This window comes from Corynebacterium sp., assembly GCF_022712275.1.
Classification (GTDB): Bacteria; Actinomycetota; Actinomycetes; order Mycobacteriales; family Mycobacteriaceae; genus Corynebacterium.
The window spans coordinates 1-26491 of record NZ_JALAGU010000052.1; the positions used below are offsets into that span (position 1 = coordinate 1).

General features: G+C 68.3%; 26 protein-coding genes. 7 read left to right on the top strand and 19 right to left on the bottom strand.

Going from position 1 to position 26491, the window contains the following annotated elements:
* Window positions 1-166: 166 nt before the first annotated feature.
* From Q0A27_RS12600 to Q0A27_RS12620, 5 genes are all read right to left on the bottom strand, one after another.
* Window positions 167-1006 (bottom strand): PhzF family phenazine biosynthesis protein, encoded by an 840-nt coding sequence (locus Q0A27_RS12600; protein ID WP_291475989.1) that lies wholly within the window; start codon window positions 1004-1006, stop codon window positions 167-169.
* Between the two features lie 10 nt (window positions 1007-1016).
* Complete coding sequence (locus Q0A27_RS12605; protein WP_291475990.1) at window positions 1017-2519, bottom strand: basic amino acid/polyamine antiporter; 1503 nt, start codon at window positions 2517-2519, stop codon at window positions 1017-1019.
* A gap of 14 nt (window positions 2520-2533) precedes the next feature.
* Window positions 2534-3823 carry an alpha/beta fold hydrolase gene (locus Q0A27_RS12610; RefSeq protein WP_291475991.1) on the bottom strand — a complete coding sequence of 430 codons (1290 nt, stop codon included), beginning with the start codon at window positions 3821-3823 and terminating at the stop codon, window positions 2534-2536.
* Window positions 3824-3936: 113 nt separating this feature from the next.
* A complete protein-coding gene (locus tag Q0A27_RS12615; RefSeq protein WP_291475992.1) occupies window positions 3937-4941 on the bottom strand; it encodes an SRPBCC family protein in 1005 nt (334 codons plus the stop codon).
* Window positions 4942-4953: 12 nt separating this feature from the next.
* Window positions 4954-5325, bottom strand: a complete 372-nt coding sequence (locus Q0A27_RS12620; protein ID WP_291475993.1) for a helix-turn-helix domain-containing protein — start codon at window positions 5323-5325, stop codon at window positions 4954-4956.
* 243 nt (window positions 5326-5568) lie between these two features.
* On the opposite strand from Q0A27_RS12620, the gene Q0A27_RS12625 reads away from it, so the two are divergent.
* From Q0A27_RS12625 to Q0A27_RS12640, 4 genes are all read left to right on the top strand, one after another.
* Window positions 5569-5757 carry a hypothetical protein gene (locus tag Q0A27_RS12625; RefSeq protein ID WP_291475994.1) on the top strand — a complete coding sequence of 63 codons (189 nt, stop codon included), beginning with the start codon at window positions 5569-5571 and terminating at the stop codon, window positions 5755-5757.
* Window positions 5758-5960: 203 nt separating this feature from the next.
* The gene (locus tag Q0A27_RS12630) at window positions 5961-6233 is read left to right on the top strand and encodes a hypothetical protein (protein ID WP_291475995.1); all 273 of its coding nucleotides are present in this window, start codon (window positions 5961-5963) and stop codon (window positions 6231-6233) included.
* 24 nt (window positions 6234-6257) lie between these two features.
* Window positions 6258-7130, top strand: coding sequence for an exodeoxyribonuclease III (locus tag Q0A27_RS12635; RefSeq protein ID WP_291475997.1), 873 nt, complete (start codon window positions 6258-6260; stop codon window positions 7128-7130).
* A 2-nt stretch (window positions 7131-7132) separates the two neighbouring features.
* The gene (locus Q0A27_RS12640; RefSeq protein ID WP_291475998.1) at window positions 7133-7804 is read left to right on the top strand and encodes an alpha/beta fold hydrolase; all 672 of its coding nucleotides are present in this window, start codon (window positions 7133-7135) and stop codon (window positions 7802-7804) included.
* Here the strand turns inward: Q0A27_RS12640 and Q0A27_RS12645 are convergent.
* Window positions 7789-8859 (bottom strand): LLM class flavin-dependent oxidoreductase, encoded by a 1071-nt coding sequence (locus Q0A27_RS12645; protein ID WP_291476001.1) that lies wholly within the window; start codon window positions 8857-8859, stop codon window positions 7789-7791. The genes Q0A27_RS12640 and Q0A27_RS12645 overlap by 16 nt on opposite strands.
* 186 nt (window positions 8860-9045) lie before the next feature.
* Here Q0A27_RS12645 and Q0A27_RS12650 point away from each other — a divergent pair, with 186 nt between their 5' ends.
* Window positions 9046-9408, top strand: a complete 363-nt coding sequence (locus Q0A27_RS12650; RefSeq protein WP_291476002.1) for a glyoxalase — start codon at window positions 9046-9048, stop codon at window positions 9406-9408.
* A 367-nt stretch (window positions 9409-9775) separates the two neighbouring features.
* On the opposite strand, the gene Q0A27_RS12655 is transcribed toward Q0A27_RS12650, so the two are convergent.
* From Q0A27_RS12655 to Q0A27_RS12690, 8 genes are all read right to left on the bottom strand, one after another.
* A complete protein-coding gene (locus tag Q0A27_RS12655) occupies window positions 9776-10015 on the bottom strand; it encodes a hypothetical protein (protein ID WP_291476004.1) in 240 nt (79 codons plus the stop codon).
* On the bottom strand, window positions 10015-11088 hold the full coding sequence (locus Q0A27_RS12660) for a MerR family transcriptional regulator (RefSeq protein WP_291476006.1): 1074 nt from the start codon (window positions 11086-11088) through the stop codon (window positions 10015-10017). Before Q0A27_RS12660 ends, Q0A27_RS12655 begins: the two co-directional genes overlap by 1 nt.
* 17 nt (window positions 11089-11105) lie before the next feature.
* Window positions 11106-12230 (bottom strand): YdcF family protein, encoded by a 1125-nt coding sequence (locus Q0A27_RS12665; protein WP_291476008.1) that lies wholly within the window; start codon window positions 12228-12230, stop codon window positions 11106-11108.
* Between the two features lie 58 nt (window positions 12231-12288).
* Window positions 12289-12858 carry a hypothetical protein gene (locus Q0A27_RS12670; protein WP_291476009.1) on the bottom strand — a complete coding sequence of 190 codons (570 nt, stop codon included), beginning with the start codon at window positions 12856-12858 and terminating at the stop codon, window positions 12289-12291.
* Between the two features lie 72 nt (window positions 12859-12930).
* Window positions 12931-14148: an NAD(P)-binding domain-containing protein gene (locus Q0A27_RS12675; protein ID WP_291476010.1), complete on the bottom strand. Its 1218-nt coding sequence runs from the start codon at window positions 14146-14148 to the stop codon at window positions 12931-12933.
* Between the two features lie 10 nt (window positions 14149-14158).
* Window positions 14159-15640 (bottom strand): alpha/beta hydrolase, encoded by a 1482-nt coding sequence (locus tag Q0A27_RS12680; RefSeq protein WP_291476012.1) that lies wholly within the window; start codon window positions 15638-15640, stop codon window positions 14159-14161.
* Window positions 15637-15966 carry a hypothetical protein gene (locus tag Q0A27_RS12685; RefSeq protein WP_291476014.1) on the bottom strand — a complete coding sequence of 110 codons (330 nt, stop codon included), beginning with the start codon at window positions 15964-15966 and terminating at the stop codon, window positions 15637-15639. Before Q0A27_RS12685 ends, Q0A27_RS12680 begins: the two co-directional genes overlap by 4 nt.
* A gap of 288 nt (window positions 15967-16254) precedes the next feature.
* On the bottom strand, window positions 16255-17730 hold the full coding sequence (locus Q0A27_RS12690; protein WP_291476015.1) for a SulP family inorganic anion transporter: 1476 nt from the start codon (window positions 17728-17730) through the stop codon (window positions 16255-16257).
* Window positions 17731-17863: 133 nt separating this feature from the next.
* Between Q0A27_RS12690 and Q0A27_RS12695 the strand changes: the two genes are divergently transcribed.
* Together Q0A27_RS12695 and Q0A27_RS12700 are read left to right on the top strand one after the other, a co-directional pair.
* Window positions 17864-19306, top strand: a complete 1443-nt coding sequence (locus Q0A27_RS12695) for a phosphatase PAP2 family protein (RefSeq protein WP_291476017.1) — start codon at window positions 17864-17866, stop codon at window positions 19304-19306.
* Window positions 19307-19336: 30 nt separating this feature from the next.
* Window positions 19337-20266 carry a carbon-nitrogen hydrolase family protein gene (locus Q0A27_RS12700; protein ID WP_291476019.1) on the top strand — a complete coding sequence of 310 codons (930 nt, stop codon included), beginning with the start codon at window positions 19337-19339 and terminating at the stop codon, window positions 20264-20266.
* Here Q0A27_RS12700 and Q0A27_RS12705 read toward each other — a convergent pair.
* The 5 genes from Q0A27_RS12705 to Q0A27_RS12725 all read right to left on the bottom strand — a co-directional run bounded on the left by Q0A27_RS12705 (window position 20263) and on the right by Q0A27_RS12725 (window position 26427).
* Window positions 20263-22305 (bottom strand): iron ABC transporter permease, encoded by a 2043-nt coding sequence (locus Q0A27_RS12705; RefSeq protein WP_291476021.1) that lies wholly within the window; start codon window positions 22303-22305, stop codon window positions 20263-20265. The two genes, Q0A27_RS12700 and Q0A27_RS12705, sit on opposite strands and share 4 nt — an antisense overlap.
* A complete protein-coding gene (locus Q0A27_RS12710; protein WP_291476023.1) occupies window positions 22302-23381 on the bottom strand; it encodes an ABC transporter substrate-binding protein in 1080 nt (359 codons plus the stop codon). Before Q0A27_RS12710 ends, Q0A27_RS12705 begins: the two co-directional genes overlap by 4 nt.
* Complete coding sequence (locus Q0A27_RS12715) at window positions 23378-24217, bottom strand: ABC transporter ATP-binding protein (RefSeq protein ID WP_291476025.1); 840 nt, start codon at window positions 24215-24217, stop codon at window positions 23378-23380. Before Q0A27_RS12715 ends, Q0A27_RS12710 begins: the two co-directional genes overlap by 4 nt.
* A gap of 117 nt (window positions 24218-24334) precedes the next feature.
* Complete coding sequence (locus Q0A27_RS12720) at window positions 24335-25099, bottom strand: AraC family transcriptional regulator (protein ID WP_291476027.1); 765 nt, start codon at window positions 25097-25099, stop codon at window positions 24335-24337.
* Entirely contained in the window at window positions 25096-26427 is a 1332-nt protein-coding gene (locus Q0A27_RS12725; protein ID WP_291476028.1) for a hypothetical protein, read from the bottom strand. Before Q0A27_RS12725 ends, Q0A27_RS12720 begins: the two co-directional genes overlap by 4 nt.
* Between the last annotated feature and the right edge of the window lie 64 nt (window positions 26428-26491).

A 26491-nucleotide genomic window follows, 5' to 3' on the forward strand; every position in this document is an offset into this window, starting at 1 on the left:
AGTAGTGGTGACGGTGGTCATGGTGTCCCCCTGGGGATCATGAGCAGAGTGTGGGCGGGGTGGTGGAGAGCGGTGTGGTGAGGTGTCGGGCGTCTGTCACCGATGATACATCTTGACCGAAAACAATACAAGTGTTCGAACAATAGTATTGTCGCCCGCCCGCAGATCAGGCGTCGATACTTCCCCGGACCAGCGTCGTCACCGCGCCGCCGACGAGAACATTCCCACAGTCCCCGGTGGGCGTCACCCGTACGCGACCGGCACGCCCCAGTGCCGTTCCCTGGGATGCCGTGTACGGCCCCGCCATCCGGTCCGTACGCAGCAGCCATTGGCCGACCGAGGCATTGAGCGAACCGGTGACCGGATCCTCGCCGATGTCCGAGATGAAGGCACGCAGTTCCCACGAGCACTCCGACCCTGCCGGATACGGTCCCACTACGCCGACCTCCAACTCGCCCAGCGCAGAGAGGTTCGGACGCAACTCCAGGACCCTGTCCGCCGACGACAGCATCACCGCAACCCACTGCGGCCCGTTCGCCACCCACTGGTGATCCACGATCTCAGAACGTTCCACCCCCAACGCCGCGCAGATCCGCCCGAGATCCCCCTCGGAGACCGGCCCCGAGCGCGTGGTCTCCGGCGCCTCGAACGCGAGCTCGCCGGCCGATGAGCGGTGTATCCGCACCAGGCCGGCGGCGCACTCCTGGACGATGGGGTCAGGACGCCGCGGCGTCCCTCCGTTCTCCGACCAGGCGTGCGCGGTGCCGAGGGTGGGATGCCCGGCGAAGGGCAGCTCACCGTCCGGGGTGAAGATTCGGACGCGGTAGTCGGCGTCCTCAACTGTCGGAGGCAGGACGAAGGTCGTCTCCGAGAGATTCGTCCAGCGGGCGATACGCTGCAGGTCAGCGTCGGTGAGGTCGGAGGCGTCGAGGACAACGGCCAGGGGATTCCCCAGGTATGGGACCGGAGAGAAGACATCGACCTGGGTGAAGGGGCGGGTGCGCATGTCAGCCACCCTAGGACAGGTCGATCGTCCCCTGCGCCAGGAGGACCAGGGCGACGACCGCGGCGACAGTCACCACGGTGGCGACGAACCACTCGAAGCAGTTGAAGACGCGGCGTCCGGCCTTGCGTTGGGTGATGACGTAGGTGATCATGCCCGGGATGACCAGCACCATGCCCAGCAGTACGTACTTCGGGTCGGCGGCGTAGAAGAGCCAGACAGAGTAGATGAACGCCGCCACGGAGATGACCAGGTGCATCCGATTCGTCCGGGTGTCCACCGTGGGGCCGTCGAGATTGATGGAGCGTCCCGCTTCGGGGTGCTGCAGGCCGCGTCCACGGGTGGAGAGGAAGACCAGGTAGAGCGCGCCGAAGAGGTAGGGGATGAGGTACAGGGAGGTCGCGAGCTGCACCATCGTCGTGTACGCGGACTCCGCGGCGAAGAAGACCACGATGAACAGCTGGATGACGATCGCGGACAGCAGCTGGGCGGCGACCGGGGCACCGGACGGGTTGACGTGACCCAGCTTCTTCGGCAGCAGGTTGTCCTGCGCCATCATCGTGATCGGTTCGGCGCAGAGCATCTGCCAGGAGACGTACGCACCGAGCACGGAGATGCACAGGCCTGCCGAGATCAGACCGCCACCCCACGGGCCGACGACGATCTTCAGCACCTCGGCCAGGGAGTTGTCGCCCATGCCGGCGAGTTCCTCGCGGGACGCCACACCGTAGGACAGGAAACTCACCAGCAGCAGCAGGACGAAGACGGCGAGGAACCCGAGCAGAGTCGCCAGGGACACATCGCGACGGGTCTTCGCCCGGCGGGAGTAGGCCGAGGCACCCTCGACACCGATGAACGCCCACACCGTGAAGAGCATCATCCCCTTGACCTGGGTTGAGAGGCTTGAGCCCTCGTCGCCGTCGTCGCCGAAGGTCAGGGCGTCTCCCCAGAAGTCAGCGGTGAATATCTCGGTGTGGAAGCCGAGGAAGGTCACGAGGATGAGGAAGGCCGCGATCGGCAGCAGCTTGGCGACCGTGGTGATGAGGTTCATCACCGCCGCCTGGCGGATGCCTCGGGCCAGGACCGCGAAGATCACCCAGTTCATCACGGAGACGCAGACCGCGTTGAGCAGCAGATTGCGTCCGTCGAAGACGGGCACGAAGTAGGACAGTGAGCTGAAGAACAGGGTCGCGTAGCCGACCTGGGCGATGATGGACGCCAGCCAGTAACCCCAACCGGACGTGAAGCCGACGAAGTCGCCGAGACCGGCGCGGACATAGCTGTACACGCCGGAGTCGAGATGCGGTTTGCGTTGTGCGAGGGACTGGAAGACGAAGGCGATGCAGAGCATGCCCACACCTGTGATCGCCCAGCCGATCATCGCCGCACCCGGGGACGCCACGTTCGCCACGTTCTGGGGTAGCGCGAAGATCCCGGAGCCGATGCAGGCGCCGAGGATCAGGGAAATCAGGACGGGGAGGCGGACGGTGTCTTTACTGTCCCGGGTTTCATTCACAGGGTGACAGAATATCAGTGGTCCAGGGCGAGATCGCGCAGCGTCCGGAAGAGGGTGGCGCCGTCGACGCCGAGACCGTTGTGCTCCCACCGGTTCGTGACGTGCGGACGCAGCCCGCCGATGTGGGACGCCGTCTCCATCGACAGCTCGAAGGGGACGAAGATGTCGTCGAGGTAGACCGCGGCGGCGGTACGGATGCCGTTGTCCGCGGTGGAGGCCAGGGCGTCCGCGTCGTAGAGCGGGGTCCAGTCGTCCTTCGCGGCGAGCTCGGACGCGGCGTCCTTCCAGGGGCGCAGGGCCGGATCCTCGTCGAAGAGCCAGGGGCGGATGTGCTCGCCGGTGAGGTACACGGGGTCGGCGTCCTCGATGGTCTCGGTGAAGCCGGGGGTCTGTTCACCGATGCGGGACGCCGCCCAGTTGGTCGCGGTGTCCGTGCCGTAGATCGACTCGTGGACGATGGCGTAGAGCGGGGCGTCGGCGAAGCGGACCTCGTCGGCGACGTGGAGGAGGAAGGGGGTGCGCAGCCGCTTCTCGCCACCGACCGTGTGGAACGGGTCCTCGAGGAGGTAGTTCAGGGTGTCGAAGCCGCCGGTCCGGCCGAGGTTCATGCCGACCATGCGGAAGCGGCGGGAGGAGAGCCGGGAGCCGTCGGCGAGGAACTCCTCGTGGGTGTCGAGGTGCCGGCAGATGTCCCGGATGAGTTGAGCGGACCCGGGGAACTGCGTGTGGAAGCGGTCATTGCGCACCGCGGTCTTCGCGTAGGTGGCGCGGTAGACGTCGTCGATCGGGACCAGACCGGGCAGACCACCGGTGAAGAAGGCCTCGGCCACACCCTCGGGGTGCTGCGAGAGGTAGGTGGTGATGCAGAAGCCGCCGAAGGACTGGCCGAGCAACGACCACGGCTTCTCCTCGAGGGCCTCGCGGAGCAGCTCGGTGTCCGCCACTATGCTGTCGGCGCGCAGGTGGGTGAGGTACTCGGCAGGGAGGGGGACGGCGGCATCCACCGGGGTGGACCGGCCGGTGCCTCGCTGGTCGAGCAGGATGACCCGGTAGTTCTTCAGGGCCTCGCCGAGCCAGCCGCCGATCTCGCGGGTGGGGGAGGTGGGACGCAGTGCGCCGTGACCGGGCCCGCCCTGGAGGAAGAGGAGGGCGGGCAGGTCCTCGCCGCCGAGGGGGACGTACTCGCGGGCGAAGACGTCGATGGTGCGGTCGTCGGCCGTGTCGCCGTGGACGAGTGGTGCGGTGAGCACGTGTTCTGTCACGGTGTGGCCGTGGCGGCGGGTCGAGGTCGAGGTGAGGTTCATGACCTCGGTTCTACCTCACCGCCTGTCGATTTGACTGCGTGCGGACGGGCTGCAATTATGAAGGTGGAAAGAGGGAGCCTCGCAGACGCTGATACAGCGGTGCGGGGCTTTTGTCATGCCAGGACCTCCTGCTCCAGCCGCGCGTAGCTGGACTCCATGCCGTCGACCATGCCGGTGGCGAGGACCTGCTCACGGATGTCGGCGTCCGGATAGGTGATGAGGTAGCTGAGGAGCGTCCCGTCCCCGACAGGGGTGAGCGTCATCTCGTTGAGGGTCCGGGGACTTTTCGCGCCGGTGGGGTCGTCCGGAGAGATCATGGTCTCGGTGGTGACCAGCCGGAGCGGAGCGGCGATGTCCACGACCTCGCCGGTGAAGCCGAACTGTTCGCCGGTGGCGTCGTTGCGCCACTCGGAGCGGTAGATGTCGCCGACGGAGGTGCCGGCCTGGCAGACCGGCATGCTCCAGCCGTCGGGGCCGAGCTGCCAGCGCTGCAGGAGTTCGGCCTCGGTGTGCGCCCGCCAGACCTGGTCGACGCTGCCGCAGATGACCCGGGAGACGCGGGCCTGCGTCTCACCGATGCGCTGCAGTCCGGTGCCGTTGCCCGCCGCGAAGGACGCCGGATCGGCGAGGACCGCCTCGATCTGGCCCATGGCGGCGCGGGTGCCCTCGATCATGCCCATGGCGGTGAGTTTCTCGAGCTCTTCGAGGGAGTTGAACGAGGTGACGGTGGTGACGCGGGAACCCGGGGCGTCCTCCGTGCCGGTGTCCGTGAACTCGAAGTCCATGGTCATGGTCGGCATGATGGCGCTCGCGGTGCCGTTGTCGTCCTCGGCGAAGCCGTCGCGGACGGTGAATCGGTGCGGGGCCTCGACGGAGACCCACTCCCAGAACCCCGGGCTGTGGTCACCGTCCGGGCCGGTCATGAAGTAGTGGCTGCGTCCACCGGGGTAGGCGTCGTGCCTGGTGAAGGTGGCCGGGTACTCAGGCGGACCCCAGAAGCGCTCGATCTGACGGGGGTCGGTGTAGGCGTCCCAGAGACGTCGGGCGGGGACGGGGAAGTCGGCGACGATGGTGAGGGTGAGGGCTTGTTCGTCGGTGGTGACAGAGGTGACAGGCATGATGTCTGCCTTTCAGGTGGTGGTGTCCTCGGCGTCTTCGGCGAGGAAGGCGTCGAGGCGGTCGATGCGTGCGCGCCAGAGGTGTTCGAACCGGGCGAGGAGTTCCTGTGCCCGTCGGATCGTGACCGGGTTGCCCCGGATGATGCGTTCGCGTCCGCGAGGGATACGTTCGACGAGGTCGGCGGTCTCCAGGACGCGGACGTGTTTCTGGACGGCAGCGAAGGACATGTCGTAGTCGTGGGCGAGGGTCGTCAGTGAGGCCTCCTCGGTGAGCGTGCGACGCATGATGTCCCGACGGGTCCGGTCCGCGAGTGCCCGGAAGATCCGGTCGGCGTCATCGTCGGTGAGCGCGGCGGTGGTACCGTCGGAAGTATGCGAAACCATATGGTTGTATGTTAGTGGCAGGAGAGTGCTCTGGCAAGGGGTGGTGGCTGCCTGGCTCGAAATATCCGAGCAGGAATCCCGCGAACCCGGCAGTTCGGCGGATCTGTGCTCGCAGATTTCGTTGCGCCCGGTGCGCCAGCTGGAACATGCACAACTCACGTTCCTTCTGCAGTGATGGCCGATGCGTTCTCTGGATCGAGCCTCACGGTGGATCGCAGCCGTCAAGAACTCACTGACGGCCTCGTGTCACGTCTGGAGTACTCCGGATTCCCCGTTGATGCTGCAGGTGACACCGACCCCGACGAGACCATGGACCACAATGTGCCGGCCTCGTTGGCGTTCATGGCCAATGAGACCGGAGTTGAGGTCATGTCGGATTGGATCCGGTCCCTGGCTTTCGCCGTGACGGCGGTGGACGCTTCGGGGCAGTAGTCCCTGAACGTTGTCCACAGGATCCTGGGGTTTTGTCTGTGGCCGACCGCTTGCGTGCTCGCAGGTGACGTACCGTTCTGACATCTCGCCGAGGGGGCTGGGAAAGAACGGAGGGGAAGTGTGACCGCGGATGAATGGTACCGGCGGCACGCGCAGGCGACAGAGTGGTCGTTGTGGCAGGAGTTTGAAGCGAAGACGATCGGGTGGCTCAATCTCCCGGAACCTGGGGACAGTGCACTGGTCACGCATACCGAGGTGCCGCTGGTGAGGGCACTGGCACTGGACTGTGTGAAGCGCAGGAAGCGCGCATCCTCCACCTGAAGGCACAGGCCGCGTACAACGCGGACAAGCACACCAACGACATCCTGCCCCGGTGGGTCCGCGAGGAACTGGGAAAAGGGTTCCCGCCCAACGCCACCGACGAGCTGCAGATCATGCCGAAGAAGCGGTGGTGGCAGCGGATGAAGGCGTCGTGAAGGCCACCCGGTAACCTCACCGGCATGCTCCGCATCGCCACCGTCAATGTCAACGGGATCCGCGCCGCACAACGTCGAGGGTTCGGTGACTGGCTGGAGATGCGCGACTGCGACGTCATCGCGGTCCAGGAGGTCCGGGCACAGGCCGACAAGATTCCCGAGGACGCCTTCGGGAACTACCACGTCGCCCTGGAGACCGGGAATATCCCGGGACGCAACGGGGTCGCTGTGCTCACGAGGACGCCTCCGGTCGAGGTACGCACCTGGAGCGACGGATCAGACCGCGTCCCGCTGCCCCGGAAGCTACGTCCGTTCATCCCGCAGGGACGCTATATCGAGGTCGACCTCGCGGATGCTCCCGTGACCATCGCCTGCCTCTACCTGCCCAAAGGCGGGCTGCCCATCGAGATGCAGCGTCCGGAACGGATGCGTGAGGCACCCGACGGCGGCGCACGGTACGAGCGGAAGATGGGGTTCCTCGCCGGCTTCGGGCGCTATCTCACGGCCACGCGCCGGGCGGCCGCCGCCGACGGTCGGGAGTTCCTGCTCATGGGTGACATGAACATCGCCCACACCCGCCACGACCTCACCCATTGGCGGCGCAACCAGAACCACGACGGCTTCCTTCCCGAGGAACGCGAGTGGTTCGACCGGCAGCTCTCGCCGCGCACGCTCGTCGATGTCGTCCGGTCCCTGCATCCGGACGAGGACGGGCCCTATTCGTGGTGGTCGTGGGCTGGGCAGTCTTTCGTGAAGGATGCAGGGTGGCGCATCGACTACCACCTCGCCACACCCGGTCTGGCGCGGAGCGCAGTCGCAGCGGGGGTGGACCGGGACTTCCGCGGTGTGAGACTCTCGGATCACTCGCCGGTGATCGTCGACTACGACCTGGAGTGATCATGCCGAACCCGGATGTGCACCCCGTCCTCGTCCCCGGCGCCTGGATGGGCGCCTGGATCTGGGAGCCGACCGTGGAACGGTTGCGGGCCCGCGGGATAGACGCCGGGACGCTCACCCTGAGGGGGCTGGAACCTGGTCTTGATGACGCGGCGATCGCCGCCGTCACACTCGAGGACCATGTGCAGCAGCTTGTCGACCATGTCCGGGAGCTGCCGGGACCGGTGGTCTTCGTCTCCCACTCCTATTCAGGGACGGTCACCGCGTGTGCCGCCGACCGGCTCGGTGGCGCGGTGGCGGGGTTGGTCCATGTCGGTGCTTTTCTGCCGGAGGACGGGCGCAGCCTGCTGGACGGGTGGGGTGGGTCGGATGCCGAGAGGGCTCAGGAGCGTGCGGACATCGACGCCGCCGGTGGACTGTGGGCGGCGCCGACCCGGGAGATGCTCGACCATGAGCCCGGACTGAATCCTGGGGACCGGGGCTTTCTGACCGCGCGTTTCACACCCCATCCGGGACGTACCGTCACTGACCACGCTCGACTGTCGGTGCCGGTCAGTGATCAGTCGTCGACATCCGTGGAGCTGCCTGAGGCAGGCCACTGGCCGATGCTCGCGGCGCCGGAGGCCACCACTGACCTGTTGGAGAAGGAGATACGGCGCTACACCAACGGGTAACCGGTGACTGTGCCGGCGGTGTTCGGTTCCCAGCCGAGTTCCGGGGCGACATGCTCGGCGAAGTTCTGCAGGATGCGCAGGTTAGCGTCCACGCCCAGCTGGCTGGGGATGGTGATCATGAGGGTGTCTGCCTCCGTCAGGGCGGCGTCCTTCTTCAGCTGTTCGACGAGCTTGTCCGGCTCGTCGGTGTAGGTGCGTCCGAAGGTGGCCTGGCCGTCGTCGATGTAGCCGATGCCGCCCTCGTCACCGCCGATACCGAACATCCGCATGTCCTCCTCGGAGGTCACCGGGATGATGGAGCGGGAGACGGAGACGCGCGGCGTCCACTGGTGGCCGGCCTCCTTCCAGGCGGCGCGGTAGGCGCGGATCTGCTCGGCCTGGAGGTCCTCGAAGCGGTCGCCGTTGGCCTCCGTGAGCAGGGTGGAGCTCATGAGGTTCACACCGTCGTGGGCGGCGCGGACGGCGGTGTCGCGGGAGCCGGCGCCCCACCAGACGTGCTTGCGTAGGGACATCGAGTGCGGCATCACCGGCACCGGGACGTTCGGGTGGTACATCCGCGGGTACTGCTCCTCGAGCGGCAGGGAGGTCGCCATGCCTTCACCGTCGACGGCGGCCATGAAGCGCTCGAACTTCTCACGGGCCATCGCCGCACCCTTGGGGTCGTCAGCGGCGGGGTGGTAGCCGAAGGCCTCGTAGCCGCGGTCGACAGGCTCGGGCGATCCCCGGGAGACGCCGAGGGCGACCCTGCCGTCGGACAGCAGGTCGAGTTGTGCGGCCTCCTCGGCGAGCTGCAGCGGGTTCTCGTAGCGGATGTCGATGACGCCGGTGCCGACCTCGATATTGCTGGTCCGCGCCGCGATGGCGGAGAGCAGCGGCATCGGTGCAGAGTGCTGGGGTGCGAAGTGGTGGACGCGGAAATACGCGCCGTTGACGCCGAGTTCGTCGGCACCGACGGCGATCTCCAGTGCGTTCTTCAGGTTCTCCTTCGCACCGGGCATGCGGCCGGACGTGCTGAGGTCGTAGTGTCCGAAGCTGAGGAAGCCGAAGGCCTTCACGGGTACTCCTTTTCACAGTCAAGTAGTTGATGTGTCAACTATATGTTGTGCGGAGGGCAGATGCAAGGGGTCCGGGGGCATTCGTGGCGGGATGTCCGCATCACGCCGCCGGAGGTCGCTCGGGAGGGCGTCCGAACAGCCTCAGGTCGCGTGATGCGGACACTCCACGCCGGTACGGTCGGGGCCATGGGTATCGACCGCACCATCCCGAACATCACCGTCCCGGACCGGGCGGCGCTCGAAACCAGCGTGCGGGAGCATGCGGCCGTCCTCGGGGTGGAGGTCCTCATGGACCACGGTTGGATCGTCACTCTCGGTGACCGGGACGGCCACCAGCTCAGCATCATGACGCAGGACGCCACAGCGTCCGTGAACCCCGCCGTCTCCTGCTTCCTCACCACGGTGGACGAGGTGCAGACGGTGCTGGGCCGCGTGGTGGAGCAGGGTCTTGAGGTGGTGCACCTGCTGAGTGAGGAACCCTGGGGTGTGACCCGGTTCTTCTACCGGGACTCCGCGGGGACGGTCATCAACGTCGGGACGCATACCTGAGCGCCACTGCGCCGTTGGTTGGCGTGCGTGAGGAGAGCCGGTCGAGACCGGCGGCGAGGTCACCGGTGAGGTGAGCAGGTGACTGCCGGTCCAGAGGGACCCGGTCGGGGTCGAGGAGACGACGAGCTTCGGCACCGTCTCCAGGGTGCGCGCCCAGCCGACCTCCGCCGGGGAGGCGTCGACCTCCCCCGCGAGTTACCCACGCCCAGTAGTTCTCCATCATCCCGTAGACGACGCGTCCTCACAGTATGCCCTCGGATCCCTCCAGCAGGCGGGTGTACCAGACGTGCGTCTCCTCGTCGGCGATGCCCTCGCGGTGGTCGAGGGTGACGCTGATCCTGTACGTGAGTGTGTCCAGGAGTGATTTTCACACCGAAGTCTTCACACCGAAGTCATTGTCAGGGAGCGTGCCTGCGGAATTGACCGCATCCCGGAGGTACCCCTGTGCAACGTCCACGGCACCCGGTCGGTGGAAAGCGTCCGCGAGATTGAGGTGCAGGGATGTGGCGAAGCCACGGACGGTCGGCCACAGTGCGAACAGCTGTGTACTCGCCGATTCCACCTCGCCGGTGAGAGCTTCCATGAACGCTGTATCTGGGGCGCGCATCAGTTCTCCTCCATCTGGACCGGCATGAGCACGGACGTGAGATCGCCGCACTGCGCCGACCGGACTGTCAGCGGCAGGTCCGGGCCGCGGAGTTCCAGTAGGATATCGGGCCCGAGCGCACCGGTCAGTGCCGGATACAGCGTGGTCAGGGAGAAGATCGCACGGGTCGGGGAGTCGGTGACGCCTGCATCCGGTACGGCGTGCCCAACCTGCACCTCACCCTCACTCGCGGAGACGGCGACGCGGGGTCCGGCGTCCTCCACTGCCCGTTGGAAAGCGGTGGAGTCGACGGAGATGCGGGAGACCGGCTCGGTGAGGGCATCGAGCATGAGCCGGTAGTCGGGGAAATCCCCGGGGAGAAGAGGAAGCGCGGTGGTATCACCCGCGACCACCGCGTGCAGATGCTCCGGGGCGCAGTGGAGCGTCACCTGGTCGGCACGGCGCCACACCGGCAGCGCGGCGGTCAGGGCACCAGCCGATACCGCCCCGGACCAGTCTCCACCGGTGACGCCGGGGAGCGTGAACGTCCGGACGGCCAGCCGGTACCGGTCAGTGGCGACCAGCCGCATCTCACCGTCCGTGACCTCCACGAGCACAGTGCCGAGAACCGGAAGTTCCGGTTCATTCACGGTGGTGGGCAGCACAGAGTCCAGCCCGGCTGCGAGAACCGGGCCGGCCAGTGTGAAGGGGGGGGATGATGCCGCGGGCGGAGCAGCGGGTTGACGATCGCCGGTGAGTTCGTCGGTGATTTGTTCCGCGGCGGCGATCGCGTCTCCGGTGGATGCGCGGAGATCCGTGATGTGCCGTCGGATGACCTCCGCGGCGTCCTCCGGAGATGAACTGAGGACGTCGCGGACACCCGACAACGACATGCTTGCGGCACGCAGCCGCCGGATGCGGATCCCTGCAGAAATCTGGGACGGAGCGTAGAGCCGGTAGCCGGAGAAGGGGTCGGTGTCGGCGGGGTCGAGGACACCGGTGTCGGCGTAGAACCGCAGTGCGCTGGTGGTGAGCCCGGTGGCCCGGGCGAATTCGCCGATGGGCAGGAGTTGCCTGTCGTTGTCGTAGGTCATGGTGTCAGCGTGGGCCTTCAGGCAGGGTGAAGGTCAAGCCCGGTGTGCCGGGCCGAGGTCGCCGCGTCCACGACCTCCTGCTGCATGTTCGAGAGGATGAACAGCACGCCGATGAACACCAGCCAGAGCGCCGCGAGGACCACCCACACCCGGAGATTCCACCGCCGGCGCATGGCGATCACGGCGACGAACTCGCGGAGGAAGCCTGCCGGCACGAAGTAGGACGCCGTCCTCGCACCCACCACCCGGGCGTCCAGTCCCAGATGCTCGGTCAGCTCCGCGGCACGCAGGGCATGGTAGTTGCTGGTCACCACGACGAGGCGGGCATCCTTCCCGAGCAGGTCGCGCGTGTTCCTCAGATTCTCCTCCGTGGTGGTCGAGCGATCCTCCAGCACCATCTGTTCCCGCGGCACACCCGCCTTCTCCGCGTAGCGGGCCATCGCCTCGGCCTCGGCGATCTCCTCGTCCGCGCCCTGCCCACCGGAGAGTACGAGCGTCACCTCCTCCCCGGCGTCCTGCAGTTCCCGCAGCATCGCGATACCGCGGTCCACCCGGGCGGCGAGCAGCGGCGTCGGCTCAGTGCCGTTGAGCCCGGCGCCGAGGACGACCACGGCGTCCGCGTGACGGGGGCGGGTGATCCGCCCGTAGAGCACGGCGTAGACGGTGAACGCGACGAGCTGCACGAGGATCATACCGACGGTCAGCGCACCCAGCGGTGTGACGACGAACAGGAGGATTTCGGCGGCCGCCCGGTTCTCGGCCGGTCCGCGGCCGAGCAGGTACAGGCCGAAGAACAGTCCGACGATGGTGCCCAGCAGGGCGAGGCCGAAGACCGCGGGGACGAGGGTCGCCGTCCCGAAGCCCTCCCGCCGGACCACCACCGCACCGTTGATGAGCAGGTAGATGCCGGTCGCCAGGACCGCGAGCACACCGAGGACCAGGACGCCGGCGACGAGCAGTGTGGCGGTCTCTCCGTCGGGGTCACTCTGCAGTTCACTGACGACAGCGGTGACCCAGACGAGGAAGACGGTGGCGACGATGAGCAGCCCGTTGCGGGAGTGCCGGGGTTCCCGGATGATCGACCAGACGGTCCAGACGGCGAGCAGTGCGGTGACGCCGCCGAGGATCCAGGTTGCGGTCACGGGTGTTCCTTTCGTCAGGAGGTGGCCGGTCGGGGACCGGGCGCACGGTGGGGCGGAGTCAGACTGCCAGGTTACGTGCCTGGATGTTGACCGACAGCCCGTCCTCGCCGACAAAGGGGCGGACGGTCTCTGCCGTGGTCACGCCGGGCAGGGGGACGGTGGCGACCGGGGTACCGTCGGCAGTGACGGTGAGGACGCCGTCCTCCAGGGTGGCGGCGTAGGTGATCTCCGCGCCGTCGACGCTGCCGTGGTCGGTGAAGCTGCCGTCGGCGGCGGGCAGCGGATCCGGCTGGGCGGTCGGGCCACCGGGGAGGGTGACGGGGACGTAGATGTCGAGCAGGCCGACGGTGTTGTCCCGGTAGTCCTGGACGATCCACTGGGCCTTCTCCTGCCCGCTGGTGACATCGACGTAAGCGGTGGAGACGGTTCCCTTGTCGGCGAGGAACAGCGGGCGGCCGTGGATGTCGATGGCGGAGGCGGTGGCGTCCGGGGCTACTCGGGCGACGATGGACCGGACAGTGCTCTCCGCCTCGTGCTGGGCGCTGAACTCGGCGGAGACACCGGCGACGGCAAGTCCGCCGATAAGGACGACAGAGGCGGACAGGGCGAGGATGTGGGTTGTTCTCATGGGAGCTCACGCTACGGTCCGGGTAGTGGGTCACGGATCAACCCGTGGTCTGAACCTGCAGGCCAGGCGGGGTCATACCGGGGGATGACGTGGTGGCTTCCCCACCAGCACCCGCGCCGCAGCCCTCCCGGCCAGGCGTCCCGCACGGTTCGCCCCGACCGTCGAGGCGGTGGAACCGTAGCCGACGAGCAGGACGCGCGGATCCTCCGCCACGGTCACCTCGTCGGCCATCCGGATGCCACCGTCCGGCCCGCGCAGGTGCAGCGGGGCCAGGTGGGTCAGGGCAGGCCGGAAGCCGGTGTTCCAGAAGAGCACGTCGACGTCCTCGGTGTGGCCGGGTTCGAAGGGGGACCAGCTGGCGGGCTGTTCCAGCGGGCTGGTGCCGTCGGGGCCGGGGGCGGCGTCCTGCAACGCCCGGGCGGAGGGTTCGCCCCACACCACGCCGTGGGGCGTGATGTGTCCGATCATTCCGCGGGAGACCAGCACGCCGGACGCCACGGCGTCGAGGTACTCCGGCCACGGCGGGATGCCGGTGTTGCGCACCACCGAGTCCGGACGCCGCCCCTGCGTCGTCGCCTCACGGACGCGTTCCTCGGCCTTGTAGCCCCAGCGCTGGTCGAACTGATCCGGGGAGAAGTTCGGCGGACGCCGTGTCGCCCAGAGAGTCTGTGCCGCAGATCCCGGCTGGTTGAGCTCCAGGAGAAACTGGACGGCGGAGAGTCCGCCACCGATGACGAGGACGCGATCGCCCGCGAAATCCTCCTTGCTCACGTAGTCGACGGTGTGGAGCTGGCGTCCGGTGAAGTCGGCGATGCCCGGTGTGTACGGGATGTACGGATGGGTCCAGGTCCCGGTGGCGTTGAGCAGCAGTCCGGTGCGCAGGGTGGTGCAGGTGTCACCATGCAGGACGGTGAGTTCAAGGTCGGTGTCCTGTTCCTCGCCGGTGCTGTGGACGGCGACGACCTTCACCGGGCGGACGACCTGCAGCCCGAAAGTCTCCTCGTAGCGACGGTAGTAGTCGGCGACCAGCCGGGACGCCGGGACGGACGGGTCCGGGCGGTCCATCGGCAGCCCCGGCAGGTCGGCGATTCCGTGGGCTCTGCCGAGCGTCAGCGAGTCCCACCGGTGGCGCCATGCCCCGCCGGGGCCGTCGTCGGCGTCGAGGGCCAGGAAGTCCGTGCCCGGGACGAGGCCACGGTGGACGAGTTCATGGGCGGCGGCGAGCCCGGCCTGGCCGGCGCCGATGATGACGGCCGGGATGCGATCGGGAATGCCGGTGGATGCGGTCATGGCGCCGAGGCTAGTCGTCCGGCTTCTTCCTCAGCGCTTCCAGCACTTTCCCGTCGGTCTTGTAGCTGCTGTGCTCGTCGCCGAGATCCCGGTCAAGCAGACCCCAGAGGCTGCCGAGTGCGTCCTTGCGGGCATCGACGGAATCACCGACCGGGCCGAGCAGATCCATTGCGCGGTCCCACAGACCTCGGTCTTCGGGGGCCCTGCCGTTGATGTCGTCTGCTCCCCAACTCCAGTCTCCGGGATCGTTGCCGTGGATCCACGGAATGTCAGCGACCCCGCCGATGAAGTCCCGGGAGTCCTTGTACACGTGGACCTCGGCATCCCCGTCCAGGGCCCGGAGGTTGAGGTCGGAGGTGGAGTCGGCCTTCATGCCGGGACTGCCCAGGAGGTGGATCTCGTCAGCGTCCAGAGTGGCGGTGTCGTCCCGGGCTGCTTCGTCGATGACCCGGGTGCCGTAACTGTGCCCCACGATGCTGAGTCGGGCGTCCGGGTTCCGTTCGCGCAGCATCGCCTGATGCTTGCGCAGTGTCGGCCCGGCAGCTTCAGCACGACCGTTGAACATCGCACCCACCAGATTCCCCGGAGGGGACCACTCGCGCCATACGACGGTCGCCTGTCCGGGACCGGTGAACCGGCCGGCGAACTCCGAGGCGCCCCGGAGGGCCGACAGACTTCCGGAGCCGGTACCGGATACAAGTGTGGTGACCTTGTCCGCGGTATCGATGTTGCCGATGATCGTGGCCGGGTTCCCACCGTCCGTGATGACCTCGACACCGATGTCCGCCGGGTCATGCCCCTGCTCCTGCAGCATCGCCACTGCCGCGTCAGCGGCCCTGAGCATCTCCTCCCGGAGCTCCGGAGTGACCGACGGATCATACAGTCCGTCGATGCGTACCCCGGGTGGGATGCAGTCAGGGGATCCCGCCGCCGCTCCACGTGCGCCAGGGGAGAGGGAATTCTCCTGCACCCGGCAGGTCGCATCGACCCCGGCGGCCGAGGTGATGGCGTCGGCCGCTGCACGGTCGGCCTCGGTCACCGATTCCATCGCGTCCCGGAGGACCAGAGTGAATGCGGCTGCCGCGGGGTCGGCACCTGCCGCGGCCATCTGCCCGAGAACCGCTGTCCCGAGTCCGTGGAATCCCGGGGCCCCGGAGGTCACCAGCCCGCTGTCGTGGACGGTCATGCCTGCGGACTCAGCGGCGATGATGGTGGTGGCCACCTCGTCCCGGATGCCGGTGAGCAGATGACAGTGACTGTCCAGCAGCTCAGCTACCTGAGCTGCCGCTTCGCCAGCGGTACGGATCTGTCCGGAGACCGACGTCAGTTGTTCCGACCTGTTGTCCGCGGCGGTGCCCTCCCACTCCGGAAAAGCCGATACCAGGTCGATACCGGATGCCACTTCTTCCAGCTCGGTGCGAGTATCCGACCAACTGCCCGTGGCGAGCGAAGCCGCAGCGACGGGGGCATCGGCGATCTCCCTGATGTTCATGAACCCGACCCTTCCAGATCCGCGGCGGCCTCGGTTTCCGCGGTACGGACGGCGGCGACGAAAGCACGTACCCTCTCGGCGGCCGACCCGGTCGTCGTACCCTGTGTCGACACGTCCCGGGCGATCGCGTGAGTGGCGAGGGACAACGCCTGCACCACTCTTCCCCCGGGGAGCGCGGCCACCGGTGGGTTCCCCGTGTGCGGCAGGCGCCGTGCAGTTTCGTTCAGCCGTTCCCCGAGTGCCGCCAGTTCTCCTGCCGCCTGCTCCACAGCCTGCGGCTCGATGCCGAAGACCCCTGATCCTGCCTGCCCTGCCCCGTGCGTCATGACCCCTCCCGGTGTCCGGTTGTCCGTCCGGTCCGCCCCGTCGGCGGCTCCGGTGGGTCAGGACAGTATCGGCGTCCCCGGAAAAGCGTCAATGTTCGCCACCGAACCTGTGGACAATTCTCCTCCGGTTCGTGCCACCCTCTGTGGACAACGCGGTCCGGAGGGGCAGTTGTCCACACCGGTCAGGAGGCCGGTGATGAGGCACGAGGTCCAGCCGACGGTGACTCCGGACAGGACGGACATGGTGTCCGTGGCACCTGACCCTGCGCGTCTGCACCACCCCTGTGGCTACCCCAGGCGTCCCTCCAGCCGGTCGATGTAGCCCTGGCTCGTGGCGTCCAGCCCGATGAACGTGACCTGTTTGCCGCGTCGGGCGTACTGTTCGCGCACTCCCTGCAGTGCGGCGACGGTGGAGGAGTCCCACACGGTGGTCGCCGAGAAGTCGACGGTGACCTCATCCGGGTCGCCGGCGTAGTCGAACTGGTACACCAGGTCATTCGAGGACGCGAAGAACAGCTGTCCTTCCACCCGGTAGGTGCCCTCACCGGTGCGCTGGACGTGGGTGAGATGGGCGACGCGCCGGGCGAAGCCGACCATCGCGGTGAGGACGCCGAGGATGACACCCACCGCCAGGTTGTCGGTGACGACCGTGGCGATGACGGTGACCAGCAGGACACAGGTCTCCGACAGTGGCATGACCCGCAGCGTGCGCACCGAGTTCCAGTCGAAGGTGGTGAAGGCGACCACGATCATCACCGCGACCAGGGCGGCCATCGGGATCTTCCCGACGATGTCCGAGAGGGTCACCGACAGGATGATGAGGAACGCCCCGGCGAGGAAGGAACTGATCCGGGTGCGCGCTCCGGCCTGTTTGACATTGATCATCGTCTGGCCGATCATCGCGCAGCCGCCCATGCCGCCGAAGAAGCCGGTGACGATGTTGGCGATGCCCTGGCCGAAGGTCTCACGCGTCTTGTCGGAGTGGGTGTCGGTGAGGTCGTCGACGAGCTTCGCGGTGAGCAGGGACTCCATCAGGCCGACGAGTGCCAGTGCCACGGCGTAGGGGGCGATGATGCCGAGGGTGTCGAGGTTCCAGGGGATGTCGGGGATCCCGGGACCGGGGAAGGAGTCGGGCAGTTCACCCTGGTCGCCGACGGTCGGGACGTCGATCGACAGGGTGACGACGGCGAGGGTGATCAGCAGGATGGACGCCAGTGGTGCGGGGATGCGGGTGGTGACCTTCGGGAAGACCACCATGACCAGCAGTCCGGCGACGACCAGCGGGTAGACGGCCCGGGGGACGTCGATGAGGTTGTCGAGCTGGGCGGTGAAGATGAGGATCGCCAGGGCGTCCACGAAGCCGGTCATCACCGACCGTGGGATGAAACGCATCAGTTTCGCCACGCCCAGTCCGCCCATGATGACCTGGAGGACGCCGCCGAGGATGACGGTGGCGACGAGGTACTCCACCCCGTGGTCGCGGGCCACAGGGAAGATGACCAGGGCGATCGAGCCGGCGGCGCCGGAGACCATGCCGGGGCGTCCACCCAGGAGAGCGGTGACGCATGCCATGGTGAAGGCGGCGTAGAGGCCCATCTTCGGGTCGAGGCCGGCGACGATGGCGAAGCTGAGGGACTCGGGGATCAGGGCGAACGCGGTGACCAGCCCGCCGAGGATCTCCACGGTGAGCAGTTTCGGGCTCTTGAGTGCGGCGAGGACGGTCGCGGGCTTCGGCTGGGCTTGCGGATCTGACGGTTCGGGCACAGCGTGATGGTATCCCGTGCGGACGTGGGGGACTGCGTCGTCGCTTTGCGCCACCCACTGTTCACGGTCAGTTCGGTTCTTCGCCGCTGCGGCGGTCACCGGGTGTTCACCCCTGGGGTGCACCATGCGGTGCATGCGCACCCGCCCCCTCACTCTCTCCCTGCTCGCCTCCGTCACCGTGAGTGCCATCGTGCTCGCCGCCGCTCCCGCTGTCGCTGATGACACCCCGCCCGGCCCGGACCGCACCGGTCTCGTCAGCGAGTTCTACGACTGGTGGACTCCCGGTGCCTACGACGACACCGATGAGGCCACCATGCTCGCCACCGCCTTCACCGGCGATGTCACCGAGGCCGGCGCCGCTGTTCTCGCCCGCAACGACGAGGGGGTGCAGGCGATCAACCACGCCGGCGCCGTCGACCCCGACCAGGCACTGCGTGCCCTGGAGGACGCCGACGAGGTCTGGACCGAGACCCTCGGAGACTCCCTCGGCCCCGTGCTCTCCGGGTACCTTCTCGACGGCGTGGAACAGGGCGACCTCCCGCTCACCACCTCAGTCATCGAGTCCGGAGAGGACAACGCCACCACCGGCACCGCCAAGACGGACGTCAACTTCCCTCGCCCGTTCCTGCAGACCGCGGACAAGGACCGGGGCGGGTTCGGGGACCGGTCCCGCAACGGGGAGAACGACCTCAAGGGTCTCGATCCGCAGCTCGACATCGAGCGTATCCCGGACCAGGGCACCCGTCCGGACAACGGGGAGCCGCACTCTGCCGGCTACGACGGCTTCGCCGGTGTCGGTGAGGACGGCGTGAGCGGTCTCAACCAGGCCTTCCCCTCCGGCCACACGACCTACGCCTACGGCATCAGCCTGCAGCTCGCCGAGCTGCTGCCCGAACTCGCCCCCGAGATCATCACCCGTGGTTCCGAGGCGGGCAACAACCGTATCGTCCTCGGCGTCCACTACCCGCTGGACATCATCGGTGGACGCATCGAGGGTCACGTCAACACGGCCACCCAGCTCGCCGACGGTGACTACATCGACTCCACTCTCACACCCGCCCGCGAGGAACTCGTCGCCTACCTGGAGCAGCGCTGCGACGCCGACGGCCACGGCGCGCCCCTGACCGACTGCATCGAGGACACGGACGCCAACGACGCCGGCGGCTACGTCAACGCCTTCACCGATCCGGTCTCCACCTCGCCGGTGACCGACCGTGCGTCCGCCCTGACCGCCTACGAAGCACGGATGACCTACGGTTTCGAGCGGACCAGCGACGGTGGCCGGGCGCCCCGCGTCCCCGAGAACGCCGAGAAGCTGCTGGTCACCGCCTTCCCCGATCTCACCGATGAACAGCGACGCGAGGTGCTCGCCGCCACAGAGATCGACTCCGGCTATCCGCTGGACGCCTCCTCCGACGGCTGGGCGCGGATCAACCTTCCCGCCGCGCTGAGCTCGAAGGTCACCGTCGACTCCACCGGCGCGGTCGTCAAGGTCGAGCCGGGACAGGATGCACCGGGTGTCGTCACCTCTGACGTCCCGGGCTCGCCGGCAGGCTCTCTCGTCGGCAGCCTGTGACCCCCGCCGTCCTCACGTACCCTCGGACCCATGCGCATCGCAGCGATCCAGATGAGTTCCGAACCGGATGTGGCGACGAACCTGACGACCATCCGCACTTACATCACCGAGGCCGCGCGCCTGGGCGCTGACCTCGTGGTCTTCCCCGAGGCGGCGATGTTCCCCTTCGATGCGGGACGCCTCGACATCGTCGCGCAGCCGCTGTCGGGACCCTTCGCCACCGCGGTGACGAAGGCCGCCGTCGAGCACGACGTGACCGTGGTGGTCGGCATGTTCACCCCGGCCGACACCGTCTACCGGTATCCGGACGGACGACGCACCACCGAGCCGATCGCCGGGGCGGGGGAGACCAACCGGTTCCGCCGGGTCTACAACACGCTGCTGGTCACCGGCCCGCACGGCACCGACCACTACAACAAGATCCACACCTTCGACGCCTTCGGCTACCGCGAGTCCGACACGGTCAAGCCCGGCGACCGGAGAGTGGTCTACGAGATCGACGGTGTCACCATCGGTCTGGCGACCTGCTACGACATCCGTTTCCCGGCGCACTTCTACGCGCTGGCGAAGGCGGGCGCGACGGTGATGGTCGTGCCGACGTCCTGGACTGACGGGCCGGGCAAGCTCGGCCAGTGGCGCACCCTGACCTCGGCCCGGGCCCTGGACACCACCAGTTACCTCGTCGCCGCCGGCCAGTCGCGCCCCGGATCCCCGGACCGCTACGGGGTCAATGACGGGCCGACGGGTATCGGCCACTCGATGGTCATCGGACCGGACGGGGCGCGGCTCGCCGAGACCGGGTATGTCTCCCAGGTGCTCCTCGTCGACATCGACCCGAACCGGGTGGACAAGGTCCGTAAGGGCCTGCCGGTCCTCGCCGGGCACGACCGCGACCTGAAGGTCAGCGGCGTCGACATCCACGCCAAGGGTGTGCGGGCCCTCGGCGAGCAGGAGGACTAACTCTTCCGCAGCAGCCACACGAAGTACGGCGCGCCGATCAGGGCGGTCATCAGCCCCACCGGGATCTGCGACGGGGCGATGAGGGTACGGCCGAGGATGTCGGCGACTCCGACCAGCACCGCACCGAGCAGCATGGACACCGGGATGACGCGGACATGCCGGGCCCCGACCAGTGAGCGCGCCAGGTGCGGGGCGACGAGCCCGACGAAGCCGACGGTGCCCACCGCCACGACCGCCATCGCGGCGAGGAGCGCGGCGACCGACAGCAGCACAAGGCGGGTGCGACCGGGACGCAGCCCGAGGATGCGTGGGGTGTCGTCGTCGACTGACATGAGATCCAGGTCACGGTGCATCGACCACAGCACCGGCAGTGCCACGACCAGCACCACGACCACCGGCAGTACGTCGGAGAAACCACGCCCGTAGGTCGTGCCGGACAGCCAGGTGAAGATCCGCGGGGTGTTCCACGGGTCCGAGCGCAGCAGAAGATACGTGGTCAACGACGACAGTGCGTACCCGGTACCGATGCCCACCAGAACGAACCGGTCCGGGGAGAGACCGCCCCGACCGGACAGGGCGGCGATGACCGCGAAAGTCAGCAGCCCGGTGGCCACCGCGGCGATGACCAGTGCGGGACGCCCCTGGTCCGGGGCCAGTGTCACCACGGCCACCGCACCGAGTCCGGCTCCGGCGGTGATGCCCAGCAGGCCAGGATCAGCCAGCGGATTACGGACCGTTCCCTGTACCGCGCAGCCGGACAGGCCGAGGGCGGCACCCGCGGTCACGGCGGCCAGCACCCGTGGCACCCGGTCATCGAGGGCACCGTCGACCAGTCGCGGGGCGGCGCCCTGCAGCCAGAGCATGATGTCGCCGGTCTTCAGCCACAGGGAGCCGGCGAGCATGCCGACAATCACCGTTGCGACCAGCAGCACCACCGAGGCCACCACGACGACGAGGTACCTGCGCCGCGACCGTACCTGCGCGCCGGTGCGTCCGGAACCGGAGGTCGCACCGCGTGACGACCCGGCGTCCCGTAGCCGCAGCGCGAGCACCACGATGAGGATGCCGCCCAGTATCCCGGTGGGGATCCCGGTCGGTACCGCGGTAGCACCGGCCGCGCCGAGCAGTGCCCGCAGGCCGGCGTCCGACAGCAGCACCAGCAGGGCACCGATGAGTCCGGAGACCGGCAGGGAGACCAGGTGGTTGTGCAGTGCCGGAACCTTGGAGGCGAGGAGCCGGGTGAGCACCGGGGCACCCAGTCCGACGAAGGCGAGCGGCCCGGCCAGCGTCACCGCGGTCGAGGTCAGCAGTACCGCGCCGAGCAGGGCGAACAGACGGGTCGAGCGCACCGGGACGCCCAGGGTGGTGGCCGTGTCATCGTCGGACAGGGCCAGGGCGTCCAGTCGACGGGACATCAGCAGCATGAGCACGATCACTGCGACGATCGCAGGGACGGCACGCTGAGAGGCATCGATACTCAGCTGCGCCAGTGAACCGGAACCCCACGCGAACAGGCCGGTGGTGCCCTCCTTGAACAGGATGAGCAGCATGCCGGAGACGGCGTCGAGCGCCATGGCGATGGCCGAGCCGGCGAGGATCAGCCGGGTCGTGGCCGTCGACGAGTTACCGCCCCAGGCCCCGGCCAGGCCGAGGACCACGGCGGCGGCGACGAGCCCACCGGCGAAGGCGACGAGCGAGGACGCCCACAGCGGCACCGAGAGGCCGAAAGCGGCGACCGCGCACAGGGCCACATAGGACCCGGCGGTCACCGCGAGGGTATCGGGGGAGGCCATCGGGTTGCGGGTCACCGACTGCAGCAGCATGCCGGCGACACCGAGGGCCGCACCCACGGCGACACCGGCGAACAGTCGTGGCAGTCGGGAGCCGGTGATGATGTCACCGTGGTCCCCGCTGAGCAGGTCGGTCAGGCTGAGCCCCGAGGTGCCCTGGGTGATGTGCCACGCGCCGACGAGGACGAGCGCGGCGGCGAGACCGCTGATCAGGCCGGCGGCACTCAGGGCGGTACGGGGACGGATCACTTGCTGATCTGGTCCAGGGCCTCGACGTAGGCGTCGAGCAGGGCGATGCAGGAGCGCGGGCCACCGGCGGTCCACAGGCTGGAGGAGAACTGGGCGGTCCGGCCGTCCTTCACGGCGGGCAGGTTGTTCCAGATCGGGTTCTTCTCCATGGCGGTGACGTAGTTCTCCGGGTCATCGGCGGCCTGCGTCGCGCCGGAGAAGAAGAGGTTGGCGTCCCCGACGGCGGTGAGGCCCTCGATGTCGGTCTGCGCGAGACCGTACTGCTCGTCGACACCGCCGGAACCGTAGGACTCGTTGACCTCGTCGGTCCAGGCGGAGGTCAGGCCGAGCTGCTCGCCCATCTGGGTCATCAGCGCGCCGGAGGTATACGGACGGATGGTGAGGTTGCCGGACTCCACCCAGCCGTCCATGTACAGGAACTTGTTCGTCGGCAGGGCGGCGACGGTGTCGGCGACCTTCTCCTTCGTCGCGGCGATGGCGTCGTCGAACTCCTGGTTGAGCTCATCGGCACGCTCGGAGCGGCCGGTGGCCTCACCGATCATGGACATGACGTCCTTGACGTTGCCGATCTGGTCGTCGGTGTCCGCGCCCGTGGTGACGAGCACGGGCACGTCACGCTCCTCGAGCTTCTTGAGGGTCTCGTCGTCCGGGTCGAAGGTCTCGAGGATGATGAGGTCCGGGTCGGCACCGTAGAGGGCGTCGAAGTCCGGCTCGCCGCGCTCGCCGGCGTTGACCGCGTCCTCCGGCAGTTTCTCGGCGGAGACGTACCGGGAGTAGGAGTCCGGGGAGGCGACGGCCACCGGGTCGACGCACAGGCTGATGGCGTCCTCCATCTCCTGCCACTCCAGCACGGCGACGCGCTTCGCCGGCTGGTCGAGCTCGACCGTGCGGCCGAGACCGTCGGTCAGGGAGACCGGGTCGGTGGAGGTGGCGATGTCGCCGTCGCAGCCCTCGGCATTCGAGGTGGGGACGTCGGAGGAGGACGCCTCGTCGTCGGAATCGGTGGTGCCGCAGGACGCGGCAGTCAGGGCAAGGGTCATGACGCCGGTGGCGGCGAGGACTCGGGTGAGCTTCATGAGTTCTCTTTCAGTTCCAGGGAAGGGTAGGGACGGCGTCCGACAGGGTCGATGCGCAGACGCCCGGTGCGGGGATCCACGCCGACATCGACGGGGACGCCGTAGGCGAGACTGATGTTCTCCGCGGTGAAGACCTCGACCGGGGTGCCGGCGGCGTGGACGCGGCCCTCGTGGAGCAGCAGCACCTCATCGGCGACGCGCACCGCGTGATCGAGGTCGTGGAGGACCACGCCGACGGTGGTCTGCCGGTCCTCGGCGAGGTCGCGCAGCAGGTCGAGGATCTCGGTCTGGAACCGCAGGTCCAGGTGGTTGGTGGGCTCGTCGAGGAGGAGGACGCCGGTGTCCTGCGCCAGGCAGGCGGCCAGCCAGACCCGTTGCATCTCACCGCCGGACAGGGCGGACGCCGGGCGTTCCCGCCTGCCGGTCAACCCGGTGATCTCCAGGGCGTGGTCGATCGCGGCCTGGTCGGCGTCGGTGAGACCGGCGAACCGCTTCCGGTGCGGGTGACGTCCGAAGGCGACGACCTCGGTGACAGTGAGCCCGTCGGGGGTCGGCCGGGACTGGGCGAACAGGGTGACGCGGCGGGCGAAGGCCTTCGGTGAGAGCAGGGTCGTGTCGTGACCGTCGAGGGTGACGGCGCCGGCGGTGACCGGGTGCAGTCGGGCCAGGGACCGCAGCAGGGTGGACTTGCCGGAACCGTTGGGGCCGACGAGGGCGGTGACGGTACCGGGGGAGAAGGAGACGGACACGCCGTCGATGACGGTGCTGGTGGCGTTGCCGCTGCCGTAGCCGAGCATCAGGTCGGTGCCCTGCAGGGGCTCTCCGCCACCGGTCATGTCCTCTTCCTTCCTGTCAGGTACGCGTTACCTAACCCGGAAAGTATATGGACGGGTGAATGATGTCCGCAATCATGAGTTTCGGACACCGGACATGGAAATCCGGACACGCCCCGACTAGGCGACGGCACCGGGGGTCTGCCCTGTCACCTTGTGGAAGGCGGCGATGAAGGTGCTGGGCTGGGTGTATCCGAGCTGGTCGGAGACCTCGTGGACGCGGTGGCCCGCTGACAGCAGCGTCACCGCATGACGGATCCGTAGCGACTGCCGCCACTGACCGTAGGTCAGGCCGGTGGACTCGCGGAAGGCACGCGTCACGGTCCGCTCACTGATACCGAGGTCCCGGGCCCACCCGTCGAGGGCCCGCGGACAGGCGGGATCGGCAAGCAGGGTGTCGACGATCCGGGTGATCCGCGGGTCGTCGGGGACCGGCAGGGAGAACTGGTCCGCTGCCGGCTCCAGGACATCGAAGACCACCGCCTCGGCACGGGCTCGGGCGGCGTCCGCCAGATCGGGGCGGGCCAGGTGGGTGAGCAGTGATTCCAGGACAGGCGTCATCTCCACGACGGTCGGACGGAGGAAGGCGACCGGGGTGCGCTCGGGGGAGAAGAAGGCGTCGCACAGGATGACATTCGCCGTGACCTGCCCGGAGTGTGGGGTACCCGCGGGCAACCAGACGGCGCGTCCCTCCTGGACGGTGAACAGCTGCTCCCCGTCGTCGGTGCGGACCCGGGAGGTCATGGTGCCGTGGCGGACCCACACCAGCTCGTGGACGGAGTGGCTGTGCCACGGCCAGTCGGTCGGCACGTCCGGCCACTGTCCCTCGGAGAGGATGACGAAGGGGGCGGTGATCTCCGCCGGTTCGAGGGCCAGGTCGGTCACATCGACTCCGCGGTGATCATCGCGGGGTCGACGCCGGCAGCGGTGAGGACGCTGACCGCCTCGTTGACTGCCGTGGCGTCCTCCGGTCCACCGGCGACAAGGACGCGGCGTCCTGCCCAGGTGTTGCCGGCATTGTCGGCGACCGCAACATCGGCAGCGGTGCCGTGGCGCAGTTCCTCGCCGTTGACCAGCTGCTCGGGGCCGGGGCGGGAGTAGATGGTGAAGCGTTCGCGCTCCGGGGTGTCGAACCAGGCGGCGTCCCCGGTGGCAGTGGCGTCGGTGACGACCGGGGTGAAGGTCAGCCAGCCGGAAACCCCTGCCAACCCCAGCATGCCGGTGTACTCGTGCAGGTCATCGGGGTTGTCGACCTGCCAGTAGAGGTGCACCGGCGGGACCGTGTCGCGGGTCGAGGCGTCCAGGATGAGGGCACGCAGCGGGGCGAGGCCGGCGCCGAGGGCGATCATCAGCGTCGGGGTGTCCGCGGACAGTTCCAGTCCGCCGGTCGGGTTGGCGACCACCCAGTGCTCGCCGACGCTGACCTCCGGGGGAGTGTCGGCCGGGTGGAAGAACGGGAACTCCAGCAGGCCACCGTGGTTCGGCGGGATGGAGGACGCCACCACCTGCCACCGGTCGGGGTCGCCCGGGGAGCGGGCCTCGAGGAACTGTCCGGCCCAGCCGGTCTGCGGCGGGGTGGCGGTCAGTCGGACCACCGTGATGCGCGGGGAACGCTGCTGGATCTCGAGGACCTCGGCGTCGGAGGCGGCGGGGATGCCGGCGTCCTCGTCTTCGACCGCGCCGAGAGCGGCGATGCGGACGCCGAGATCCACGGTCTGCAGTAGTTCGGTGAGGCCGACGGGGATGCCCGCTTCTTCGGCGGCCTGGTAGGTGAGGTCGGTGCCGGGGTAGGGGAAGTTGTAGAGGCCGCACAGGGCGCGGCCGAGGGATTCTGCGGCGGCGGCGACATGCTCGATGGTGATGCCGTTCTTGCGCAGGTCGCGCCCGAGGTCGGCGAGGAACGCGGTGCTGTTGTCGTCGAAGTTCGCGAATCCGGAGGCGGTGGCGGTCAGGCCGTCGGCGGCGGTGAGCGCGGCGCGGCGGACCCAGGCCACGTCCGGGACATGGGGTGGGAGGGAGGTGCCGTCGACGGTGGTCGGCTGCGGCACATCGCCGAGCGGAGGCGCGAGGCGCCGGTAGTGCCCGTGCGCGGTGGCGACGAGGTCGTCGAGCCGGTCATAGGTCGCGTTCACGGCGCCGGAGAGGGTGGACAGGTCCGGTGCGCTGACGGCACGGAAATGTCGGGACCCGGGGTGGGACGGCTCGTGACTCATGGGTTCATTCTGTCACAGCACGTTTTCTGTTCGTGGTGATCATAAGGGTGTGGGCCGGGGCAGG